Origin of the sequence: Mesorhizobium sp. M1406 (genome assembly GCF_040317555.1) — a bacterium.
GTDB lineage: Bacteria > Pseudomonadota > Alphaproteobacteria > Rhizobiales > Rhizobiaceae > Mesorhizobium.
On the sequence record NZ_JAMYKW010000008.1, the window covers coordinates 61,162 to 78,813 of the forward strand.

General features: G+C 63.1%; 19 protein-coding genes and 1 tRNA gene. 9 read left to right on the forward strand and 11 right to left on the reverse strand.

Going from position 1 to position 17,652, the window contains the following annotated elements; translation table 11 throughout:
- Nucleotides 1-186: 186 nt before the first annotated feature.
- A tRNA-Lys gene (locus NKH03_RS10090) sits at nt 187-262 on the reverse strand.
- A gap of 107 nt (nt 263-369) precedes the next feature.
- Nucleotides 370-1,278 (reverse strand): PhzF family phenazine biosynthesis protein, encoded by a 909-nt coding sequence (locus NKH03_RS10095; RefSeq protein WP_352881030.1) that lies wholly within the window; start codon nt 1,276-1,278, stop codon nt 370-372.
- A 101-nt stretch (nt 1,279-1,379) separates the two neighbouring features.
- On the opposite strand from NKH03_RS10095, the gene NKH03_RS10100 reads away from it, so the two are divergent.
- The 4 genes from NKH03_RS10100 (at nt 1,380) to NKH03_RS10115 (ending at nt 4,981) form a co-directional block, all read left to right on the forward strand.
- Nucleotides 1,380-2,672: an efflux RND transporter periplasmic adaptor subunit gene (locus NKH03_RS10100; protein WP_352968255.1), complete on the forward strand. Its 1,293-nt coding sequence runs from the start codon at nt 1,380-1,382 to the stop codon at nt 2,670-2,672.
- Nucleotides 2,673-2,676: 4 nt separating this feature from the next.
- Nucleotides 2,677-3,384: an ABC transporter ATP-binding protein gene (locus NKH03_RS10105; RefSeq protein ID WP_352968256.1), complete on the forward strand. Its 708-nt coding sequence runs from the start codon at nt 2,677-2,679 to the stop codon at nt 3,382-3,384.
- A 2-nt stretch (nt 3,385-3,386) separates the two neighbouring features.
- Nucleotides 3,387-4,604: an ABC transporter permease gene (locus NKH03_RS10110; RefSeq protein ID WP_352968258.1), complete on the forward strand. Its 1,218-nt coding sequence runs from the start codon at nt 3,387-3,389 to the stop codon at nt 4,602-4,604.
- A gap of 134 nt (nt 4,605-4,738) precedes the next feature.
- Nucleotides 4,739-4,981: a hypothetical protein gene (locus NKH03_RS10115; RefSeq protein ID WP_352968260.1), complete on the forward strand. Its 243-nt coding sequence runs from the start codon at nt 4,739-4,741 to the stop codon at nt 4,979-4,981.
- 46 nt (nt 4,982-5,027) lie between these two features.
- Here NKH03_RS10115 and NKH03_RS10120 read toward each other — a convergent pair whose 3' ends face one another.
- Both NKH03_RS10120 and NKH03_RS10125 read right to left on the reverse strand, forming a co-directional pair.
- Nucleotides 5,028-5,753, reverse strand: coding sequence for an NUDIX hydrolase (locus NKH03_RS10120; RefSeq protein WP_352968261.1), 726 nt, complete (start codon nt 5,751-5,753; stop codon nt 5,028-5,030).
- A 7-nt stretch (nt 5,754-5,760) separates the two neighbouring features.
- On the reverse strand, nt 5,761-6,873 hold the full coding sequence (locus tag NKH03_RS10125) for an endonuclease/exonuclease/phosphatase family protein (RefSeq protein ID WP_352968262.1): 1,113 nt from the start codon (nt 6,871-6,873) through the stop codon (nt 5,761-5,763).
- A gap of 190 nt (nt 6,874-7,063) precedes the next feature.
- Between NKH03_RS10125 and NKH03_RS10130 the strand changes: the two genes are divergently transcribed.
- Nucleotides 7,064-7,624: a BA14K family protein gene (locus NKH03_RS10130; protein ID WP_352968263.1), complete on the forward strand. Its 561-nt coding sequence runs from the start codon at nt 7,064-7,066 to the stop codon at nt 7,622-7,624.
- 100 nt (nt 7,625-7,724) lie between these two features.
- On the opposite strand, the gene ilvC is transcribed toward NKH03_RS10130, so the two are convergent.
- Together ilvC and NKH03_RS10140 are read right to left on the reverse strand one after the other, a co-directional pair.
- Complete coding sequence (gene ilvC, locus NKH03_RS10135; protein WP_023757108.1) at nt 7,725-8,744, reverse strand: ketol-acid reductoisomerase; 1,020 nt, start codon at nt 8,742-8,744, stop codon at nt 7,725-7,727.
- Between the two features lie 18 nt (nt 8,745-8,762).
- Complete coding sequence (locus tag NKH03_RS10140; RefSeq protein WP_352968264.1) at nt 8,763-9,419, reverse strand: TetR/AcrR family transcriptional regulator; 657 nt, start codon at nt 9,417-9,419, stop codon at nt 8,763-8,765.
- A gap of 145 nt (nt 9,420-9,564) precedes the next feature.
- Here NKH03_RS10140 and NKH03_RS10145 point away from each other — a divergent pair, with 145 nt between their 5' ends.
- The gene (locus NKH03_RS10145) at nt 9,565-9,999 is read left to right on the forward strand and encodes an anthrone oxygenase family protein (protein WP_502913500.1); all 435 of its coding nucleotides are present in this window, start codon (nt 9,565-9,567) and stop codon (nt 9,997-9,999) included.
- Between the two features lie 29 nt (nt 10,000-10,028).
- Here NKH03_RS10145 and NKH03_RS10150 read toward each other — a convergent pair whose 3' ends face one another.
- The gene (locus NKH03_RS10150; RefSeq protein ID WP_352870925.1) at nt 10,029-10,487 is read right to left on the reverse strand and encodes a MarR family winged helix-turn-helix transcriptional regulator; all 459 of its coding nucleotides are present in this window, start codon (nt 10,485-10,487) and stop codon (nt 10,029-10,031) included.
- Nucleotides 10,488-10,632: 145 nt separating this feature from the next.
- On the opposite strand from NKH03_RS10150, the gene NKH03_RS10155 reads away from it, so the two are divergent.
- Nucleotides 10,633-11,358, forward strand: coding sequence for a glutathione S-transferase family protein (locus NKH03_RS10155; protein WP_352968331.1), 726 nt, complete (start codon nt 10,633-10,635; stop codon nt 11,356-11,358).
- On the opposite strand, the gene NKH03_RS10160 is transcribed toward NKH03_RS10155, so the two are convergent.
- Together NKH03_RS10160 and NKH03_RS10165 are read right to left on the reverse strand one after the other, a co-directional pair.
- The gene (locus tag NKH03_RS10160; RefSeq protein ID WP_352968265.1) at nt 11,306-12,487 is read right to left on the reverse strand and encodes an FAD-dependent oxidoreductase; all 1,182 of its coding nucleotides are present in this window, start codon (nt 12,485-12,487) and stop codon (nt 11,306-11,308) included. The two genes, NKH03_RS10155 and NKH03_RS10160, sit on opposite strands and share 53 nt — an antisense overlap.
- Nucleotides 12,488-12,613: 126 nt before the next feature.
- Complete coding sequence (locus tag NKH03_RS10165) at nt 12,614-13,024, reverse strand: winged helix-turn-helix transcriptional regulator (RefSeq protein WP_352968266.1); 411 nt, start codon at nt 13,022-13,024, stop codon at nt 12,614-12,616.
- A 135-nt stretch (nt 13,025-13,159) separates the two neighbouring features.
- Here NKH03_RS10165 and NKH03_RS10170 point away from each other — a divergent pair, with 135 nt between their 5' ends.
- Entirely contained in the window at nt 13,160-14,053 is an 894-nt protein-coding gene (locus NKH03_RS10170) for an SDR family oxidoreductase (RefSeq protein WP_352968267.1), read from the forward strand.
- Nucleotides 14,054-14,356: 303 nt separating this feature from the next.
- On the opposite strand, the gene NKH03_RS10175 is transcribed toward NKH03_RS10170, so the two are convergent.
- Both NKH03_RS10175 and NKH03_RS10180 read right to left on the reverse strand, forming a co-directional pair.
- Nucleotides 14,357-16,276: a potassium transporter Kup gene (locus NKH03_RS10175; protein ID WP_352870917.1), complete on the reverse strand. Its 1,920-nt coding sequence runs from the start codon at nt 16,274-16,276 to the stop codon at nt 14,357-14,359.
- 103 nt (nt 16,277-16,379) lie between these two features.
- On the reverse strand, nt 16,380-17,120 hold the full coding sequence (locus NKH03_RS10180; RefSeq protein ID WP_352968332.1) for a pyridoxine 5'-phosphate synthase: 741 nt from the start codon (nt 17,118-17,120) through the stop codon (nt 16,380-16,382).
- Nucleotides 17,121-17,234: 114 nt separating this feature from the next.
- Between NKH03_RS10180 and NKH03_RS10185 the strand changes: the two genes are divergently transcribed.
- The gene (locus tag NKH03_RS10185; RefSeq protein ID WP_352870915.1) at nt 17,235-17,639 is read left to right on the forward strand and encodes a SpoIIAA family protein; all 405 of its coding nucleotides are present in this window, start codon (nt 17,235-17,237) and stop codon (nt 17,637-17,639) included.
- The last annotated feature ends 13 nt before the right edge of the window (nt 17,640-17,652 follow it).

Here is a 17,652-nt window from a genome sequence, read left to right on the forward strand (position 1 = left end):
GGACCGCGCATAGGCAGCGCAGCCCAGGGGCCGCTCATAGGCAGCGCAGGATCGCAGATACCTGTGACCGCCCGATCGTCATGAAGGTCACGTTCAAGGCCAGCCTCGGCAAGCCCGCGCCATGCCCGAGACACGGTCAAACGCATCTCGCATTCCAGGGTCTTTCCACCAAGTCTTTGAAGAATTTGGTGGGTGCGCACAGGATTGAACTGTGGACCCGCTGATTAAGAGTCAGCTGCTCTACCAACTGAGCTACGCACCCACTCGGCCGGCAAAAACCGGCGTTGGCGGGCATATAGCCGCCACCATCGGTCCTGTCCAGCCCTGCCGGAATCATTTCCCGACAAATCGCTTAAGTGCCGCACATGGTCAGACGAACAGCTTGCCTTCGGCGACCTTGACCGCATTACCGCCGATGCGCGCCGAGGCCAGTTTTCCGCCTTCCACGGTTAGTTCGAGGCGAATTCGCGATGGCCTGCCCATCTCCAGCCCCTGTTCGATCCACAGCTGCCAAATGCCGTCGGTCGGCGCGTCGAAATGCATGATGGCGCCGGCAAAAGCCGCTGCCGCCGAGCCGGTTGCCGGATCCTCGTAGGAAGGCGTGCCGGGCACGATCATGCGCACATGGAAGGCGCTTTCGTGGTTCACCGTCTCGCGGCAATAGACATAGGGACTGGCGAAGGCCCACTCGCTCTTGCGTGGCGCCAGTTCCGACCAGGCCTGGTTGTCCAGACGGATGCGGCCCGCCACTTCGAGATTGGCGACCGGAATGGTCACATAGGGCACGCCCGCCGACCAGAACGCGACGCGATGATTCTCGAAGCCGATTTCGTGCGGCGTCAGGCCAAGAGCCGCACCGATAGCCTCCGGATCGGCCTCGAGCTTCAGCGGCTCCGGCAGCTTCGCCAGGTCGAACTCGGCGAACGTCGCTCCATCATGCTTGCTGACGGCACAACGCACCGGGCCGATGTTTTCCTCCAGCACGAAGATGCCGGCGCCGCCCTCCTCCGCCAGCTCGGCCAGCGCGATCGCCGAACCCACCGTCGGGTGGCCGGCGAACGGCATTTCATAGTCGGGCGTGAAAATGCGGATGCGGTTTTTATGCTTGGGATTGTCCGGCGGCAGCACGAACACCGATTCCGACAGGTTGAATTCGCGCGCGATGGCCTGCATCGCGGCGGTATCCAATCCCTTGCTGTCCAGCACGACGGCCAAAGGATTGCCGGCCAGTCGCTCGGTCGTAAACACATCATAAAGCAAGTAATTCCGGGTTTTCATTCCTGCCTCAATCCCAACATGGGCGAAATTTAATTTGATATTTGAAACGTCAAGCCTGATCTGTGCACAGATAGAGACATTGCCCATTATAGGGGTCCAGCGTGGACCAGATTGTCAATCTGCCAAAGACGGAATCGGATTCCGCCATCGAGACGGCGCTCGGGCTCGACAAGACGGGTCTGCGCAAGTCGCGCCGGCGCGGCTGGCTCTATGCACTGCTGGCGCTGATCGTGCTCGCCGCCGGGCTTGGCGTCTATCAGTGGTATGCCGGCTCGCCGGCCAGGACTGACTATACCACCGTGCCTGCCGCCAGGGCCGACCTCACCGTCGCGGTGTCGGCGACCGGCACGCTGCAGCCGCTCACCCAGGTCGACATTTCCAGCCAGCTCTCCGGCATTATCCGCTCGGTGTCCGTCGAGGAGAACCAGCAGGTCAAGAAGGGCGATGTGCTGGCAGCGCTCGACACGACCAAGCTGCAAGTTCAGATCGAGCGCGCCGAAGCCTCCGCTAAGGCAGCGGCGGCCAATGTTGAGGACGCCACGGTAACGCTGACCGAGAACGAAAAGGCGCCTGTCCGCGCGGCGGCTTTGACCAAGCGCGGCATGGCGACCGACCAGTCGCTCGAGGCGGCGACCGCGACCCGCGACCGCTCCAAGGCGGCGCTCGACAGCGCCCAGGCCAACCTCGCCATCGCCAATGCCGATCTGAAATCGCAGCAGACCGACCTTGCCAACAGCACCATCTATGCGCCGATAGACGGCATCGTGCTGACGCGCTCGGTCGACCCCGGCCAGACGGTCGCTTCCTCGCTGCAGGCGCCGGTGCTGTTCATCATCGCCGCCGATCTCAGAAACATGGAACTGGTGGCGGCGGTCGACGAGGCCGACATCGGCGCGGTCAAGACAGGCCAGCATGCCCGCTTCAGCGTCGATGCTTTCCCGGAGCGGCCGTTCGATGCCGAGATCCGCGACATCTCCTATGCCTCGGTCACCACCGACGGCGTCGTCACCTACAATGCGCGGCTCGAGGTCGACAACAACGAGCTGTTGCTGCGGCCCGGCATGACCGCCACCGTTTCGGTCGTCACCAAACAGGCCAAGGGCGTGCTCACCGTGCCGGCCACGGCCTTTCGTTATCGGCCCACGGCGCCTGCCACCCGCGCGTGGAGCCTGAGCGATCTGTTCACCGGCCGCATGGGTCGCCCCGGCGGCAACCGCCAGCGCCAGGCCGCGACGGCGCCCACCGATGGCTCGCGCACGCTCTGTGTGCTGGAGAATGGGCGTCCGCACCCGGTCAACGTCAAGATCGGTTCCACCGACGGCGAACTGACCGAGATCACCTCCGGCCTGGACGAAGGCGCTCAGGTTATCACAGCGTCGCAGCAGCGGAGCTGATACCGTGGCCCCGAGCGCGACGCTCATCACCTTCGACAAGGTCTGGAAGAGCTACGGCCAGGGCGAAGCCAAGGTTCATGCGCTGGCCGGCGTCGACCTTGCCATCCGCAGCAGTGAATTCGTCGCCATCATGGGGCCGTCCGGCTCCGGCAAGTCGACGGCGATGAACATTATCGGCTGCCTCGACACGCCGACCGCCGGAACCTATTCCTTCATGGGCATCGATGCCGGGCGTCTCGACCGCAACCGCCGCGCCATGCTGCGCAACCTCTATGTCGGCTTCGTCTTCCAGGGCTACAATCTGCTGGCCCGCACCACGGCGGCCGAAAATGTCGAACTGCCGCTGATCTACCGCGGCGTTGCCGCCCGCCAGCGCCGCGACCTTGCCATGCAGACGTTGGCGGAGGTCGGCCTTGTCGGCCGCGAACACCACACCCCGGCGGAACTCTCCGGCGGCCAGCAGCAGCGCGTGGCGATCGCGCGCGCCATCGTTACCCGCCCAACCTTACTCGTCGCCGACGAGCCGACCGGCAATCTCGACACCGCCCGCACGCACGAGATCATGGAGTTGCTGACCCGGCTGAACACCGAGCTTGGGCTGACCATCGCCATGGTCACGCATGAAGCCGACGTCGCCGCTTATGCCGAGCGCACCATTCGCTTCCTCGACGGCCACGTCGCCTCCGATACAATAAAGCTGGAGACGGCGTAGCCATGATCTGGGAAACCGTCCGCCTCTCGCTCCGCTCGATCCGCCGCAACGTGCTGCGCTCGTTCCTGACATTGCTCGGCATCGTCATCGGCGTTGCAGCCGTCATCGCCATGCTCACCATCGGCTCGGGCACCACCGAAAAGGTCAAGGCCGACATCTCCAAGCTCGGCAGCAATCTGCTGGTCGTCCGTTCCGGCCGCCCGGCCGGTCCCGGCGGTCCGGGAGGGCTCGATCAGGTGGCGCGTCCGCTGGCCGAAAAGGACCTGGCGGCGCTCGTTGCGCACCTGACCGGCGCTCGCGCCATTTCGCCGGCCTCGCAAAAGCAGGTCCGCGTCATCTTCGGCACCGAGAGCCTGACCTCGGGCGTCACCGGAACCGACAGCGCCTATCTCGATGCGCGCGACTGGAAACTGGTGTCGGGCCGCCCGTTCAGCGATTCCGAAACCCGCTCGGGCACCGGCGTGTGCCTGATCGGCGAGACGGTGCGCCAGCAATTCTTCGGCGCCGGCGATCCCGAAGGCGAGATCATCCGCGTCAACCGCACCTCCTGCAAGATCATCGGCCTGCTCGAGCCCAAGGGCTATACAGGCTTCGGCCAGGACCAGGACAATGTCGTCTTGATGCCGCTGCATGCCTACCAGCGCCGCATCGCCGGCAACCGCGACATCGACAACATCTACATCGCCGCCGACGACCGCACGCCGACCAGCGAGTTGCAGCCGCGCGTCGAGGACATCTTGCGCGATGCACGCCGCATCACGCCCGAGCGCGAGAGCGATTTCGCCATCCGCGACATGACCCAGATCGCCGACGCCATGGCCAGCGCCACCACCACCATGACCGGCATGCTGGGCGCGGTCGCCGGCGTCAGCCTGCTGGTCGGCGGCATCGGCATCATGAACATCATGCTGGTGTCGGTCACCGAGCGCACGCGCGAGATCGGCATCAGGCTCGCCATCGGCGCGCATGAAAAGCACATCCTGATTCAGTTCCTAGTCGAGGCGACGGTGCTGTCGCTGCTCGGCGGCATCATCGGCATCCTGATCGGCCTGGCGCTGGCCGGCCTCGCCGCGGTGACGCTGACCATCCCCTTCGCGCCAAGCCCGGCGGTCATCCTGCTCGCCGTCGGCTTCTCCGCGCTGATCGGCATGGTCTTCGGTTTCTTCCCGGCGCTGCGTGGCGCCAGGCTCGACCCGATCGACGCGCTTAGGCACGAATAGGGGCAACGCAGTCGGAAACGCTCCCAGCGCTCCGACCGGCTTTTGCACAGTCTTCGACAGCTCCACCTTGCTCCGCCACTGTCGCCGCACCGTTCGCGATGCTAGGGCACTCGCCTTGGGCGGAGGAATAGCGGATGAGCAAGAAGGCGCGGCTGATCCTGGCGATGGTCATCATCGAGGCCTTTCTGGCGGGCATCTGGTGGTATCTCGCCCGCTACGGCCTTGCCAATCCCGATCGCGTCACATCGGATTTTCAGGCAGTCGTCGGCCAGACCATGGGAATGGCGATGGGCGGCTTGCTGGGCATCGGCTTTATCCTGTTCCACGTCGCTGCTCGCAACGATCGCAAGGACGCGCAGAACAAGACGCGCGGTTAGAGCAATTCCAGGAAAAGTGTGAAGCGGTTTTCCGTCCGGAATTGCGTCAAAACAGAGAGTCCTTGCCCGCAAAATGCCACTCGATCAGCGGCTTCATATGCGGCGACAGCCCGACCGGCAGGTCGGCGGCATGGCGGATGATCACCGGGCCCTCGATCTCCGGATCGGTTTCGGTGGCGACGAAAGCCGAGATGCGCCGGGCGATCTCGTCGGCGGGCGCTGTCGCGTGATAACGCCGGAAGATCACCGTGCCGCTATTGGTCGACAGGGCGTGGTAGCGCTTGCCGCGTTCGGCACCCGACAGGTCGAGCCCGGTTTCCTCGCGCACCTCGCGGATCATGTTGAAATCGACATCGACCAGACCATCGCGAAAGTCGATCGGCTCGAACGAGCCGGCGGCGAAATAGACGCTGCCTGCGTTGACCGTGTGCGGTCCCATGCGGATCGCCACCAGCGCATTGTCGCCGGCCACCAGCATGGCATGGGCATAGGCATGCTCGGCGCCCGAATTCTCACGCCGTTTTCGCCACAGCAGGAAAGTCGAGTAATTGACCGCATGGCAGCGGCCGACGAGACGGTTGTCGCGGTACGCGAGTTGCGACAGCAGCACCACCATGCCATCGAACAGCGCCGGATTGGCGGCGACTTCGCGCTGCCAATTCTCGGCGATGGCCTCTGAATTGTCCCAGGCGAAGGGATGCGGACGGGGATCGAGCCTGACGTCGACGGCATCGACGGGCAGGATGACATTGCGCGGCAGGTCGAAACTCATGGGCGTATCAAACGATGTCCAGGGTGATGGCCACCGGACAATGGTCCGACGCCTTCGGCCGATCCCAGCCGGCGCGCGGAAAGCGGTCGACCTCCTGGCCGGGCGGGAAAATCGTGCGCCAGGGCTGGCCGTTGCGGATGATGTCGGGAACGGCCGTCGCGTTGCTGGCAGCGAGCCCCTTCGACAACAGGATATAGTCGAGTTGGCACAGATGCCGCTCTTCTGGTCCGCGCGTGTGATAAAAACTCCAGCGATCTATCTCGGGCCGCCGCTCGACGAGGTTTTCGCAGAAACCGCCGGCCGTCAGCACGTTGATGCAGGATAGGGTCTCGTCGACCACCTCGAAGCGGTAGCCGTCGATCGCATCGCCGGCGACCGTCACGCGCTGGCGGTAATCGTTCATGTCGCCGCAGATCGCCCAGCGTTTGTCGGCGGCGTGGTCCTTGCCGAAACGCTCCTCGATGATCCGCCGCACGGCCTGCGCCTCGGCGATGCGGATCGGCATGGTCGCCTCGCGCCCGTCGAGCCCATTGCGCGGCGAGCCCATCGATTTGAAATGCACGAGGTAAAGCGTCAGCGGCACGCTGCCCACCGTGATGTCGATTTCCAGGCAATCGCGCCGGAAGATGCGCTCATTGGCCTGGTTGCCGAGTGCCGCCAGTTCCGGCGTGTGCAGCCCGAACTGTTCGTAGGTGACATAGGCGTGGCTGGTCATGCGCACGAATTCGATCGGCTGGCCCTGCGCGGTTTCGTTGCGCATCATCACGGCAACGTCGATGCCGCGCGTATCATTGCCCGATGTGGTGTATTTCTGCCGGTAGCCTTGCCCCACCATCTTGAACAGGTAGCCGTGTTCGAACGCCTTCAGCGCCTCGATGTTGTCGACTTCCTGCATGCAGACGATGTCGGCGCGGGTGGCGGCGATCGCCAGCGCCGTCAGCTGGCGCGTATCGTCGGACTGTGCGATGGCGCGGGCCTGCTCCAGCATCTTGTATTCCACCTCGCTCTGGATATCGAACAGCGCCAGCGTGCGATCCTCGTTGAGCTGGTTGCGGTAGCCGGAAAAATCGAACCTGTTCATCAGGTTCTCGACGTTGAAGGTGGCAAGGCGCAGTGACATGCCATGACCTTTGCCCGCAAGTGCCGCGGAAAACAAGATCGCAGGACCGCCAGCGGAGACCGGTTGGGTCCTAGGCGCCTTCGCGCCATGGTTGACGGAACCTTTCCGTTCATCCGCCGTTCAGATGCAAACGTCCACATTAGGCCCATTCCTCGGCTTGGCGTAGGGCCTGTACCCCTTGGAGAGTGCAATGAATTCGCTCTTTTCGTCCACGGTAAAATCCGGGCTAATAGCGCTCGGTATCGTCTCCGGCATCACGGCACCGTCCGCTGCCGGCCCGATCATGCAGCCGACATTGTCGATTCCCACCAGCACGGCGGCGCCGACGGTCACCCCGATCCGCGACGAATGGGCGGGCGGTAATGACCGTCAGTTCTACGGTGACAATTGGAGGTGGCGCCGCCATGACGGCCGTCGCTACTGGAACCATGACAACTGGCGCCGCGGCAACTGGAATGGCGGAGATGACTGGCGTTGGCGTCACGGTCGCCATCATTATCGCGGCGGCCGCTATTACGATGATGGAGCGGCCGCGCTCCTGGGCCTAGGGCTGGGGCTCAGCCTCGGCAGCATGTACAACAACTACAACTACTATGACAGGCCGGCGCCGCGCCGCTATTACCGCGCAGGACGGCTTTCGAGCGCCCATGTCCAATGGTGCTACAACCGTTACCGGTCGTATCGCGCCTGGGACAACACGTTCCAGCCTTATAACGGCCCGCGCCAGCAGTGCTGGTCGCCCTATAGCTGATCTGCAGCCACTTACCGACAGAATAAGGAAACGGCGCCACGAGGCGCCGTTTCCGATTCAGCTGTAAACGCTGTCTGTCTTGGAATGTTTCTGATTTCGCTCAGTTTTTCGCCTTGTCGACCAGCTTGTTCTTCGAAATCCAGGGCATCATCGCGCGCAGCTTGGCGCCGACTTCCTCGATCTGGTGGCTGTCGTTCATACGGCGGATGCCCTTGAAGCGCGACATGCCGGCGCGGTATTCCTGCATCCACTCCGAGGTGAACTTGCCGGTCTGGATATCCTTCAGCACGCGCTTCATCTCGGCCTTGGTCTCGGCGGTGATGATGCGCGGACCCGAGACGTATTCGCCCCATTCGGCGGTGTTCGAGATCGAGTAGTTCATGTTGGCGATGCCGCCTTCGTAGATCAGGTCGACGATCAGCTTGACCTCGTGCAGGCACTCGAAATAGGCCATCTCAGGCGCATAACCAGCTTCCACCAGCGTCTCGAAACCGGCGCGGATCAGCTCGACCAGACCGCCGCACAGCACGACCTGCTCGCCGAACAGATCGGTCTCGCATTCCTCGCGGAAATTGGTCTCGATGATGCCCGAACGGCCACCGCCGACGCCGCAGGCGTAGGACAAAGCGAGATCGAGCGCATTGCCCGAGGCGTCCTGGTTGACCGCGACCAGGCACGGCACGCCGCCGCCCTTCTGGTATTCGCCGCGCACCGTGTGGCCGGGGCCCTTGGGCGCGATCATGACGACGTCGACCGTCGACTTCGGCTCGATGAGGCCGAAATGCACGTTGAGGCCGTGAGCGAAAGCGATCGCCGCACCATCGCGGATGTTCGGCGCGATCTCGTTCTTGTAGATGTCGGCCTGCAGTTCGTCGGGCGTTGCCATCATCATCAGGTCGGCCCATTTGGCGGCGTCCGCCACGCTCATCACCTTGAGCCCATCGGCCTCGACCTTCTTGGCGGTCGCCGAGCCGGCTTTCAGGCCGATGGCGATCTCCTTGGCGCCGGAATCCTTGAGGTTGAGCGCATGCGCCCTGCCCTGGCTGCCATAGCCGATGATGGCGACCTTCTTGCCCTTGATCAGATTGAGATCGGCATCACGATCGTAATAGACGCGCATTTTGTCTTCCTTCCCGTTTTATGAATCAGCCTTACGGCCGGTTTTTGCTCCGAAAAGAGCGAGAAACTGCTGCGTCGCCCGCGCGGCATCGCCGCCGATCGCCGCCTCAGTCAATTCCAGCCGGTCGCCGAGCAGCAGACGGATCTGCACATCGCGGGCGACCAGCCCGAAAAAGGTGCGGAACGCCGTCTCGGCATCCGCAAAGTCGAGCAGCCCGGCTTGGCGACCCGCCTCAAGGACAGGCTTCAACCGCTTGGCCAGCGCGAAACGTCCATTCTCCAGCACGACAGCGCCGAGATCGTCCTTGCCCGACCCCGCATGGCCAACCGCCACCCGGTTGAGCGCGATCGAGGTATCGCTCGAAATCACTTTCAGCCAGTCGGAAGCAAAGCGTTCCAGGCTTGCCGTCAGCGAGGCCAGATCGAGCCCCTTGCCATCGACCTGCGCCACCCGCACCTTCGAGGCCTGCCATTGCACTGTCGCCGTCAGCAGCCCATCACGATCGCCGAACCATTTGTAGAGCGTTTCCTTGGAACAGCTCGCACGGCGCGCCACGGCGGTCATGGTCAGCTGATCGCCCTCCTCGACCAGCAGCCGCAACGCCGCGTCGAGCACGGCCTTCTGCCGCTCTGTCAGCGCTTGGCTGGTGTCGATCTCGGGTACGATGTGCAACACGCTCTTCTCTCGGCAGGTAAGGCCGGCCGGTTATTTCGGCAAGCCGTACCGTACGTTACGGTTCGCCTGATCTATGGCGTATTGTTTTGGGCCTTGCAAGCCCTATTTTCTTTCTGGACGGCGGCGGCTTGCGCGGGGAAAGAAGATGCTGATCGGATTGCTCGCCTTGACGGTTGCCGCCGTATTCTCCGGCGCCGCGATTTACGTCGGCGTCGCGGAACAGCCGGCGCGGCTTCGTCTCGACGACAAGGCACTGCTGCAGGAATGGCAGCCTTCCTACAAACGCGGCGCCGCCATGCAGGCGTCGATTGCCATTTTCGCCTGCGTTCTTGGCCTGATTGCCTGGTGGCAGACCGGCGGTCTCGCCTTCCTGGTTGGCGCGGTGTTGATCATCCTGCCCTGGCCGTGGACGCTGATCGCGATGATGCCGACCAACAGGGTGCTGGAGGCGATGGATGCAGGCGCCGTCAATCCGCAAGCCAGGCCCCTGATCATCAAATGGGGCAATCTGCATCTGGTTCGCACGGTGCTCGGTGTTTTGTCGACGCTGGCGTTTCTCTGGGGCAGCCATCCGGCTTGACCTCGCCGAGCCGGCTCGGCGCCGTGGCATCAGTCCGCGATGGGCGGATGGCGCAGTCGGCCAAGCAGTGCCGAGACCATGGTCAACTCATCTCCCGAGAGCTTGGCGCCGACCAGTTCGGCGATCGACAGTCCGTAGACAGCCCACATTCGACGGCGCGTCTCGCGGCCTTTGGTGGTGATGCGGATGGTCTGGCCACGGCCGTCATCGGCCACCGGCAGCTTCTCCACCAGCCCATCGGCCTCGAGCCGCGCCAGCAGCCGCGATATGTTGTATTGCGCGAATAGAGTGCGCTCGATCAGCTGAAACGGCCGCAGCCCGCCCTCGCCCGCCTCGGCGATCTCATGCAGCACGTCATACCAGGCAAGCGGCGGCAGGCCGGCGGCCTTTAACGCCTCTTCAGCGCTTTCCACCAGCTGGCGCGAAACGCGCATCAGGCGGGCCCAGGCCTTGATGGCTTCGGGCGAAGGCATGGCTGTCTCGGTCATGGCCCAGCATAGCCAATAGATGCAATTGCATCAAGCTTGACGATCGATGCGTTTGCATCTACATAGATGCAACTGCATTAAATTATGGAAAGCCAATCCAATGAAACACGAAATCCGCAAACTCGCCGGCATTGGGGCGAGTAAAATGACCGACAAGCTCATTCTCGTCAGCCACCATCTCTGCCCCTATGTTCAGCGCGCCGCGATTTCACTGGCTGAAAAGGGGATGCCGTTCGAGCGCATCGATATCGACCTGGCCAACAAGCCGGACTGGTTCAAGGCGATTTCACCGCTCGGCAAGGTGCCGTTGCTGCGCGTGCAGCGAAATGGCGAGGAAACGGTGATCTTCGAATCCGCGGTCATCCTCGAACTCCTCGAAGAGACGCAGGCCAATCCCCTCCACCCCACCGACCCCTATACCCGCGCCCGGCACCGTGCCTGGATCGAGTTCGGCTCGGCCACGCTCAACGCCATCGGCCGGTTCTATTCAGCCTCGACCGAGGCCGGCTTCCTTGCCGAATCCAGCGCGCTGTCAGCCATGTTCGATCGTCTCGAAACCGAGCTGGCGGACGAGACTGGCGGACCGTGGTTCGCCGGCGAGCGCTTTTCGCTGGTCGACGCCGTTTACGGTCCGGTCTTCCGCTATCTGGACGCCTTCGACCGGATCGGTGATTTCGGCATCCTTGACGGTAAACCGCTCGTCCGCGCCTGGCGCCAGGCGTTGAGTGAACGCCCGTCGATCAAGCACGCCGTGGCGCCGGGCTACCCGCAAGGCCTGCATGCCTTCCTGCGGGCGAAGGGATCATACCTTTCGAGCCTCATCCACCGAAGCGATCCGGCCATTTCGCCTCTGCAAGCCCGATCCGCCTGAACGGATCGATTACCGTGCCTGCCACCATCGAGGCGAGGAACTGCGGTGCCGGCGGAATTTTTGCCACCGTCGCCACCAGCCTGTCGCGGATAAAGGGAAGCGTCACGGAATCCGACTGGTAGAACGGCGTGAACGCCAGCGACAGCGCCTGGAAGATCCGTACATGCCAGCGGCGCGCCTTCGCATAGGCTTCAAGCGCTGCCTCGACACTCGCCGTCCTCGCCAGCGCATGGCTGAGCGCCGCCGCGTCGAGCAGTGCCATATTGGCCCCTTGCCCGAGCTGCGGGCTGGTCGAGTGTGCCGCATCGCCGATGATGGCCAGCCGCCGGCCGGCCGGCCATTTCATCGTGTGGTGGCCATAGCGCGCCAGCGAGAGCTGGTCGAAATCCTCGACCTGGCTGGTGAACGCCTCGCATTCGGGCCACAGCGCGACCAGCCTCTCCTTCCAGGCGTCGAGACCCACTGCCCGCACCCGCTCGGCATCGGCCGGCTTGAGGCTCCAGAAGAATGCCACCATCTTTTCAGCGCCCGGCTCCGGCCGGCCGATCGGCAGCACGCCGATCATCACGCTCGCTTTGTCGTAGCGTTGCAGCAGCGCATGCTCGTCAAAACCTTCGCCGCGCCAACCGAGCGAGGCCCAGAACGCGCCATAGGTAAGTGGTCGTGGCTCGCCTGGAGCGCTTGCGCGTCGCAGTTTCGAGCGCGAACCGCTGGCGTCGACGACCAGATCGAAAGGCCCCGCTCTTCGTCCGTTGCCACGGATCAGCGTCGCCCGTTCGCCTGCCTCCAGAGACTCGATCTCGACGCCGGTCTCGATCGCGATCGCTTCGCGCTGCGTGGCGCGAAAGAGCACGCCGAATAGGGCCGCCCGGTGTACCGCCAACCCAAAACGATGGCCTCGTTGCGCATCATAGCGTACATCGAGCACGGTACGACCTGTGTTAGCGTCGGCACCATGCAGGCGGTCGATGCGACTGCCCAGCGCCAGTATGTCATCGAGCAGGCCAAGATCGGCCAAGACCGTCAGCCCGGTCGGTTGCAGGATCAGTCCGGAGCCGACCGGCTTCGGTTCGTCGAAGCGCTCGAAGACGACGACCCGATGCCCGGCGCGCTTGAGATAGAGCGCCATGGCCAGCCCCGCCGGTCCGGCGCCGACAATTGCGATATCGTAGGAAATGTCGATGCCCCAAGCCTGATTGGCGAGGACAATCCTTCAGCCGCCGGGCGAAATCAAGCCGCGGCGCCGTCCAGAGGCTTACGCCTGGGCGGCATCAAAATCGGCGCGCGCTATCCGCACCGCATCGTGGTTGAGTTCGGCCCACAGAATCAATTGATGAAAGGCGCCGAACATCGAGCGCCCGAGATCGGTCAGGCTGTATTCAACACTCGGTGGTTTGGTCGGGAACACCTCACGATGGACATAGCCATCGCGCTGCAAATCGTGCAGCGTCTGGGTCAGCATGCGTTGCGAAATATCGGGCACCAGGCGCCTCAACTCGCCGAAGCGATAGGGTCTTTCAGCCAGCGCCATCATCAGCAGCGATCTCCATTTGCCGCTGACGCCCTGGATGACATCGCGGACCGGACAATTGGCGAAATTGCCGTCCCCGCTCATCGCCTTATAGATCTCCATCTTCGATTTCAGATTGATGACCTTGCCGTCCATGGGTGGTTCCCTGCCTGTGCCTACCTCCCGAAAAACTGCCTTCTTTACGGCGGTGGGTCAATTCCTATTTTAGTGCTGGTCTCTTTCCGAGACTACCACTCGATCCGCCCTTGCGGCGCAACGTCAGGATCCCCCATGACCGAAACCCTTCTCGTCACCGGCGCCTCCGGCCAGCTTGGCCGCGGCGTCATCCACTATCTCCTGGACACGCACAAAGTTCCGCCGGCAAAGATCATCGCCACAACACGCAATCCAGAAAACGTGGCCGATTTGGCGGCACGCGGCGTTGTCGTCAGGGCCGCCGATTTCAACGACGCGGCTTCGCTGGAAACCGCATTCAAGGGCGCCGACAAGGTGCTGATCATTTCGACCGGCGATCTCGATCTCAAAAGCGGCAAACGCCTGAAGCAGCACGAAAATGCAGTCGCCGCGGCCAAGAACGCCGGCATTTCGCATCTGCTCTACACTTCGATGCCCAATCCCGAGCCAGTTTCGCCCGTGCTGTTCGCCAACGATCACTACAGCACCGAGCAGGCGATCAAGGCGAGCGGCATCCCCTACACGATCTTCCGCAACGGCTGGTACCAGGAGAATCTGTTCATGGCACTGCCGCACGCGATCGCCTCGGGACACTGGTATACGTCCGCCGGCGAAGGCCGCATTGCGCACGGCGCACGCGATGACATGGCCGCGGCGATCGCCGCCGGCCTCGCTGGCGCCTCAAACGAAAGCAAGACCTACACGTTGACCGGCCCGCACGCCTACACCACGGCCGAAATCGCCGCCCTGGTGAGCGAGGTCACCGGCAAGCCGCTCGATGTCGTGCAGGTTCCGGATGAAGCCTTGACCGAAGGCGTGAAGGCGGCCGGTGTCCCCGAGGATTTCGCTGACGTCGTCGTGTCCTTCGACGCCAACACGCGCTCCGGCCGCATCGCCATGGTGACCGACGCGATCGAGAAACTTTCCGGCAGAACGCCAAAGACGTTGAAGCAATTTCTCGAGGCGAACAAAACCGCATTGGCCGGCTGAGGCGGCGTTTTCGCCGGGCATAGTCCTGAGATGCCTGCGCGGCACGGACCCCCACCCCTAACCCCTCCCCACAAGGGGGAGGGAGACTTCCGTTGGTGCTGACCTAGGCGAATCGCCTGTCTTTTCGGCGCCAAAGAAGAATTAAAGGCACGCGGCAGCGTTCCCTCCCCCTTGTGGGGAGGGTTAGGGTGGGGTCTTCTTCGCAAGAATCCATATGCGATAGCCCTGCCCTCGTGGGGGATGTCCGGCAGGACAGAGGGGGGCGCGAAGGATCGCGGCAGAGCCGCTTTTATTCCGAGCCGGTCAGATCGCCACCTGTGTACCGATCTCCACCACACGACCGGTCGGGATCTGGAAATACTCGGTCGCATCGGCCGCCGTGCGCGCCAGGCCGATGAACAACCGATCCTGCCACACAGGCATTCCGGAATTGGGCGAGGCCTTGAGCGAACGCCGCGACAGGAAGAACGAGGTCGTCATGATGTCGAACTTCCAGCCTTGCTTGCGGCAGATCGCCAGCGCGCGCGGGATGTTGGGCTGCTCCATGTAGCCGAAGGTCAGCGTCACCCGCATGAACAGCTCGTTGACCGTCTCCATCTTGACCCGGTCGCTGTCAGGCACCACTGGCTGCGGCGCCGTCACCACCGAAAGAATGACGTTCTGCTCATGCAGCACCTTGTAGTGCTTCAGGCTGTGCATCAGCGCGGTTGGCGCGCTGAGCGGATCGCTGGTCAGGAACACGGCGGTGCCGGAGACCAGCTGCGGCTTTTTCTTCAACAAATTGCCGGCGAGGAAATCGAGCGGGATCTCGTTGCGGCGGGTCTTGTCGAACAGGTAGCGACTGCCGCGCACCCAGGTCCACATGGCCATGATTATAGCGAAGGCCACCGCCAACGAGGCCCAACCACCCTCGAATACCTTGACGATGTTGGAGGCAAAGAAGCCTATATCGATGAACATGAACAGCGCCGTCAGCGCGATTGCCGGCCAGAGGTTCCATTTCCAGATGCGTGTCATGATGACGAAGAGCAGGGTCGTCGTCACCAGCATGTTGCCGGTCACCGAGATGCCATAGGCCGAGGCCAGCCTGCTGGACTCGCCGAAGCCGACGACCAGCATCATCACCACCAACGCCAACAAGAGGTTGACGCGCGGCATGTAGATCTGGCCGGACTGTCTCTCCGACGTGTGCAGGATTTCGAGGCGCGGCAACATGTTGAGCTGCACCGCCTGCCGGGTCAGCGAGAAAGCGCCTGATATGACCGCTTGGCTGGCGATGACGGTCGCGGCGGTCGCCAGCACGACCATCGGGATCAGCGTCCAGCCTCCGTTCATCTCGAAGAATGGATGGCCGACGACTCCGCCATTGGCCAACACGAATGCGCCCTGCCCGGCATAGTTGAGCAGCAGGCAAGGAAACACGATCGCCAGCCAAGCCAGCACGATCGGCTTGCGGCCGAAATGACCGAGATCGGCATAGAGCGCCTCGGCACCGGTGACCGCAAGGAAGACGGCGCCGACGGTGACGAAAGCGACGTCGGGCGAATTGATCAGGAAGGCGGCGATATAGTGCGGACTGATTGCCCACAGGATTTCCGGATCGGCGACGATGTGATTGAGACCGGAAAGGCCAATGGCCAGGAACCACACGGCGGTCACCGGGCCAAACACCAAGCCGACACCACCCGTGCCGAACCGCTGCACCGCGAACAGTATGGCCAGAATGACCAATGTCAGCGGTACCACATAAGGTTGGAAAGCAGGCGTGACGACATTCATGCCCTCGACCGCCGACAGCACCGAGATGGCCGGCGTGATGACGGCATCGCCGAAAAACAGCGAGGCCCCGACAATGCCGATGGCGAGAATGATCGCCGAGCGCGTCGGGAAGCTGCCGCGCGCCAGCGCCATCAGCGACAGCACGCCGCCCTCGCCGCGGTTGTCGGCGCGCAGCACGAACATGATATATTTTACTGTAACCGTGATCGTGAGCGACCAGATGATCAGCGACAACACGCCAAGGATGTCGCCACGTTCGGCGACATCGCCGCCGGACGAGGCGTGCAATGCTTCGCGAAAGGCGTAGATCGGGCTGGTGCCGATATCACCATAGACGACACCGAGCGCGCCCAGCATCAGAATCTTGGTGCTGTGCTGTTCGACCTCTGGATGGCTCGATTGTTCGACAGATTCTGCCTCAGTACCAGCATTGGTAAGGGCCATGGACGACACTCCGATAAGCGCGCGGTGCTCTACGCTTGCTGCGATGCAATATCAAGTGCCGTTGGGTAATGGCTGCCATCTCTGTCGCGCGAGTCTGCCATCGCTACCACCCGCAGGCCTTGAGAAATCGCCCCACCGTGCCGGCCATGCCATACTCCAATGCGTCGGCTGTCAACCCATGTCCGATCGACACTTCGGCCAATGCCGGAATGCGCTTGGCAAGCGCAGGCAGATTGCTGACCACCAGGTCATGCCCGGCATTGACCTGAAGCCCGGCGGCAAGCGCGGCATCGGCGGTTTTTCCCAACCTTTCCAATTCCTTGGCTGCTTTGGCGGAATCCGAATGATAGCTTCCATACGGACCCGTATAGAGCTCGATGCGGTCGGCCCCGGTATCGCGCGCGGCGGCCACGCAATCGGGGTCCGGATCGGCAAACAGCGACACGCGAAAGCCTCCCTTCTTCAGGCGTTTGACGATCGGAGTGAGGAACGCGGCCTGTGCCGCGAAGTTCCAGCCGTGGTCGGAGGTTGCCTGGGCCGGATCGTCCGGCACCAGCGTCACCTGTTCGGGCTGATGCTTTTCCACAAGTGCCAGGAACTCCTCGGTCGGATAGCCCTCGATGTTGAATTCCGCGCGCGGAAACTCGTCGTCGATCAGCGACCGGATCTCGGGCAGGTCGGAGTGTCTTGTGTGCCGCTCGTCGGGGCGCGGATGCACCGTCAGTCCGTGCGCCCCGGCCGCGAGCGCAATGCGGCCGAGGCCGGTGACGCTGGGCCACGGCAGGTCGCGCCGGTTGCGCAGCATGGCGATGGCATTGAGATTGACGGAGAGTTTTGCGGGCATGGCGATGGCCTCGGAAATCATTCGATGCGCCACCTATAATGCCTTTGACGGGAACAGACAGGGGGTTTCGGGTGTTCCAAGAACTGAAGAATGAGTCCGGGAAAGGACGCACCCATGAATTTTCTCGATGCCGTGCCGGCGATTCGCCGTGTCGAGACCAACCGTGATGACCTTTTCGCCATCGACGTCGTCGGGCACGTTTCCGCGGCCGATGGCGAAAACCTTTTCGGGTTGCTGGAGGCTGCCTATGCCCTCCACCAGCGCATCGACGTACTGGTGCGCCTCATCGACCACGAGGGCGTCGACTGGGCCGATATCGCGGACGAGACCCTGAAGCAGGGCGCCATTCATGCATTGGAACATGTCGGCCGTTGCGCGGCGATAGGCGAACCGGACTGGATAGCGGACGCAAAACGCTTCCTGCCACCCTCACCGCCTATCGAATTCAGACACTTCAAGGCGGAAGACGAAGCCGCCGCCTGGCAATGGCTTGCTGCGCAGCCTGTCGGGGAGCGATAGCGTCCGATTGCCT

Coding starts and splice junctions, on each gene's coding strand:
- NKH03_RS10095 (WP_352881030.1), bottom strand. CDS start 1,278: ATGAAAACCCGGAATTACTTGCTTTATGATGTGTTTACGACCGAGCGA.
- NKH03_RS10110 (WP_352968258.1), top strand. CDS start 3,387: ATGATCTGGGAAACCGTCCGCCTCTCGCTCCGCTCGATCCGCCGCAAC.
- NKH03_RS10115 (WP_352968260.1), top strand. CDS start 4,739: ATGAGCAAGAAGGCGCGGCTGATCCTGGCGATGGTCATCATCGAGGCC.
- NKH03_RS10120 (WP_352968261.1), bottom strand. CDS start 5,753: ATGAGTTTCGACCTGCCGCGCAATGTCATCCTGCCCGTCGATGCCGTC.
- NKH03_RS10125 (WP_352968262.1), bottom strand. CDS start 6,873: ATGTCACTGCGCCTTGCCACCTTCAACGTCGAGAACCTGATGAACAGG.
- NKH03_RS10130 (WP_352968263.1), top strand. CDS start 7,064: ATGAATTCGCTCTTTTCGTCCACGGTAAAATCCGGGCTAATAGCGCTC.
- ilvC (WP_023757108.1), bottom strand. CDS start 8,744: ATGCGCGTCTATTACGATCGTGATGCCGATCTCAATCTGATCAAGGGC.
- NKH03_RS10145 (WP_502913500.1), top strand. CDS start 9,565: ATGCTGATCGGATTGCTCGCCTTGACGGTTGCCGCCGTATTCTCCGGC.
- NKH03_RS10150 (WP_352870925.1), bottom strand. CDS start 10,487: ATGACCGAGACAGCCATGCCTTCGCCCGAAGCCATCAAGGCCTGGGCC.
- NKH03_RS10155 (WP_352968331.1), top strand. CDS start 10,633: ATGACCGACAAGCTCATTCTCGTCAGCCACCATCTCTGCCCCTATGTT.
- NKH03_RS10160 (WP_352968265.1), bottom strand. CDS start 12,487: ATGGCGCTCTATCTCAAGCGCGCCGGGCATCGGGTCGTCGTCTTCGAG.
- NKH03_RS10165 (WP_352968266.1), bottom strand. CDS start 13,024: ATGGACGGCAAGGTCATCAATCTGAAATCGAAGATGGAGATCTATAAG.
- NKH03_RS10170 (WP_352968267.1), top strand. CDS start 13,160: ATGACCGAAACCCTTCTCGTCACCGGCGCCTCCGGCCAGCTTGGCCGC.
- NKH03_RS10175 (WP_352870917.1), bottom strand. CDS start 16,276: ATGGCCCTTACCAATGCTGGTACTGAGGCAGAATCTGTCGAACAATCG.
- NKH03_RS10180 (WP_352968332.1), bottom strand. CDS start 17,120: ATGCCCGCAAAACTCTCCGTCAATCTCAATGCCATCGCCATGCTGCGC.
- NKH03_RS10185 (WP_352870915.1), top strand. CDS start 17,235: ATGAATTTTCTCGATGCCGTGCCGGCGATTCGCCGTGTCGAGACCAAC.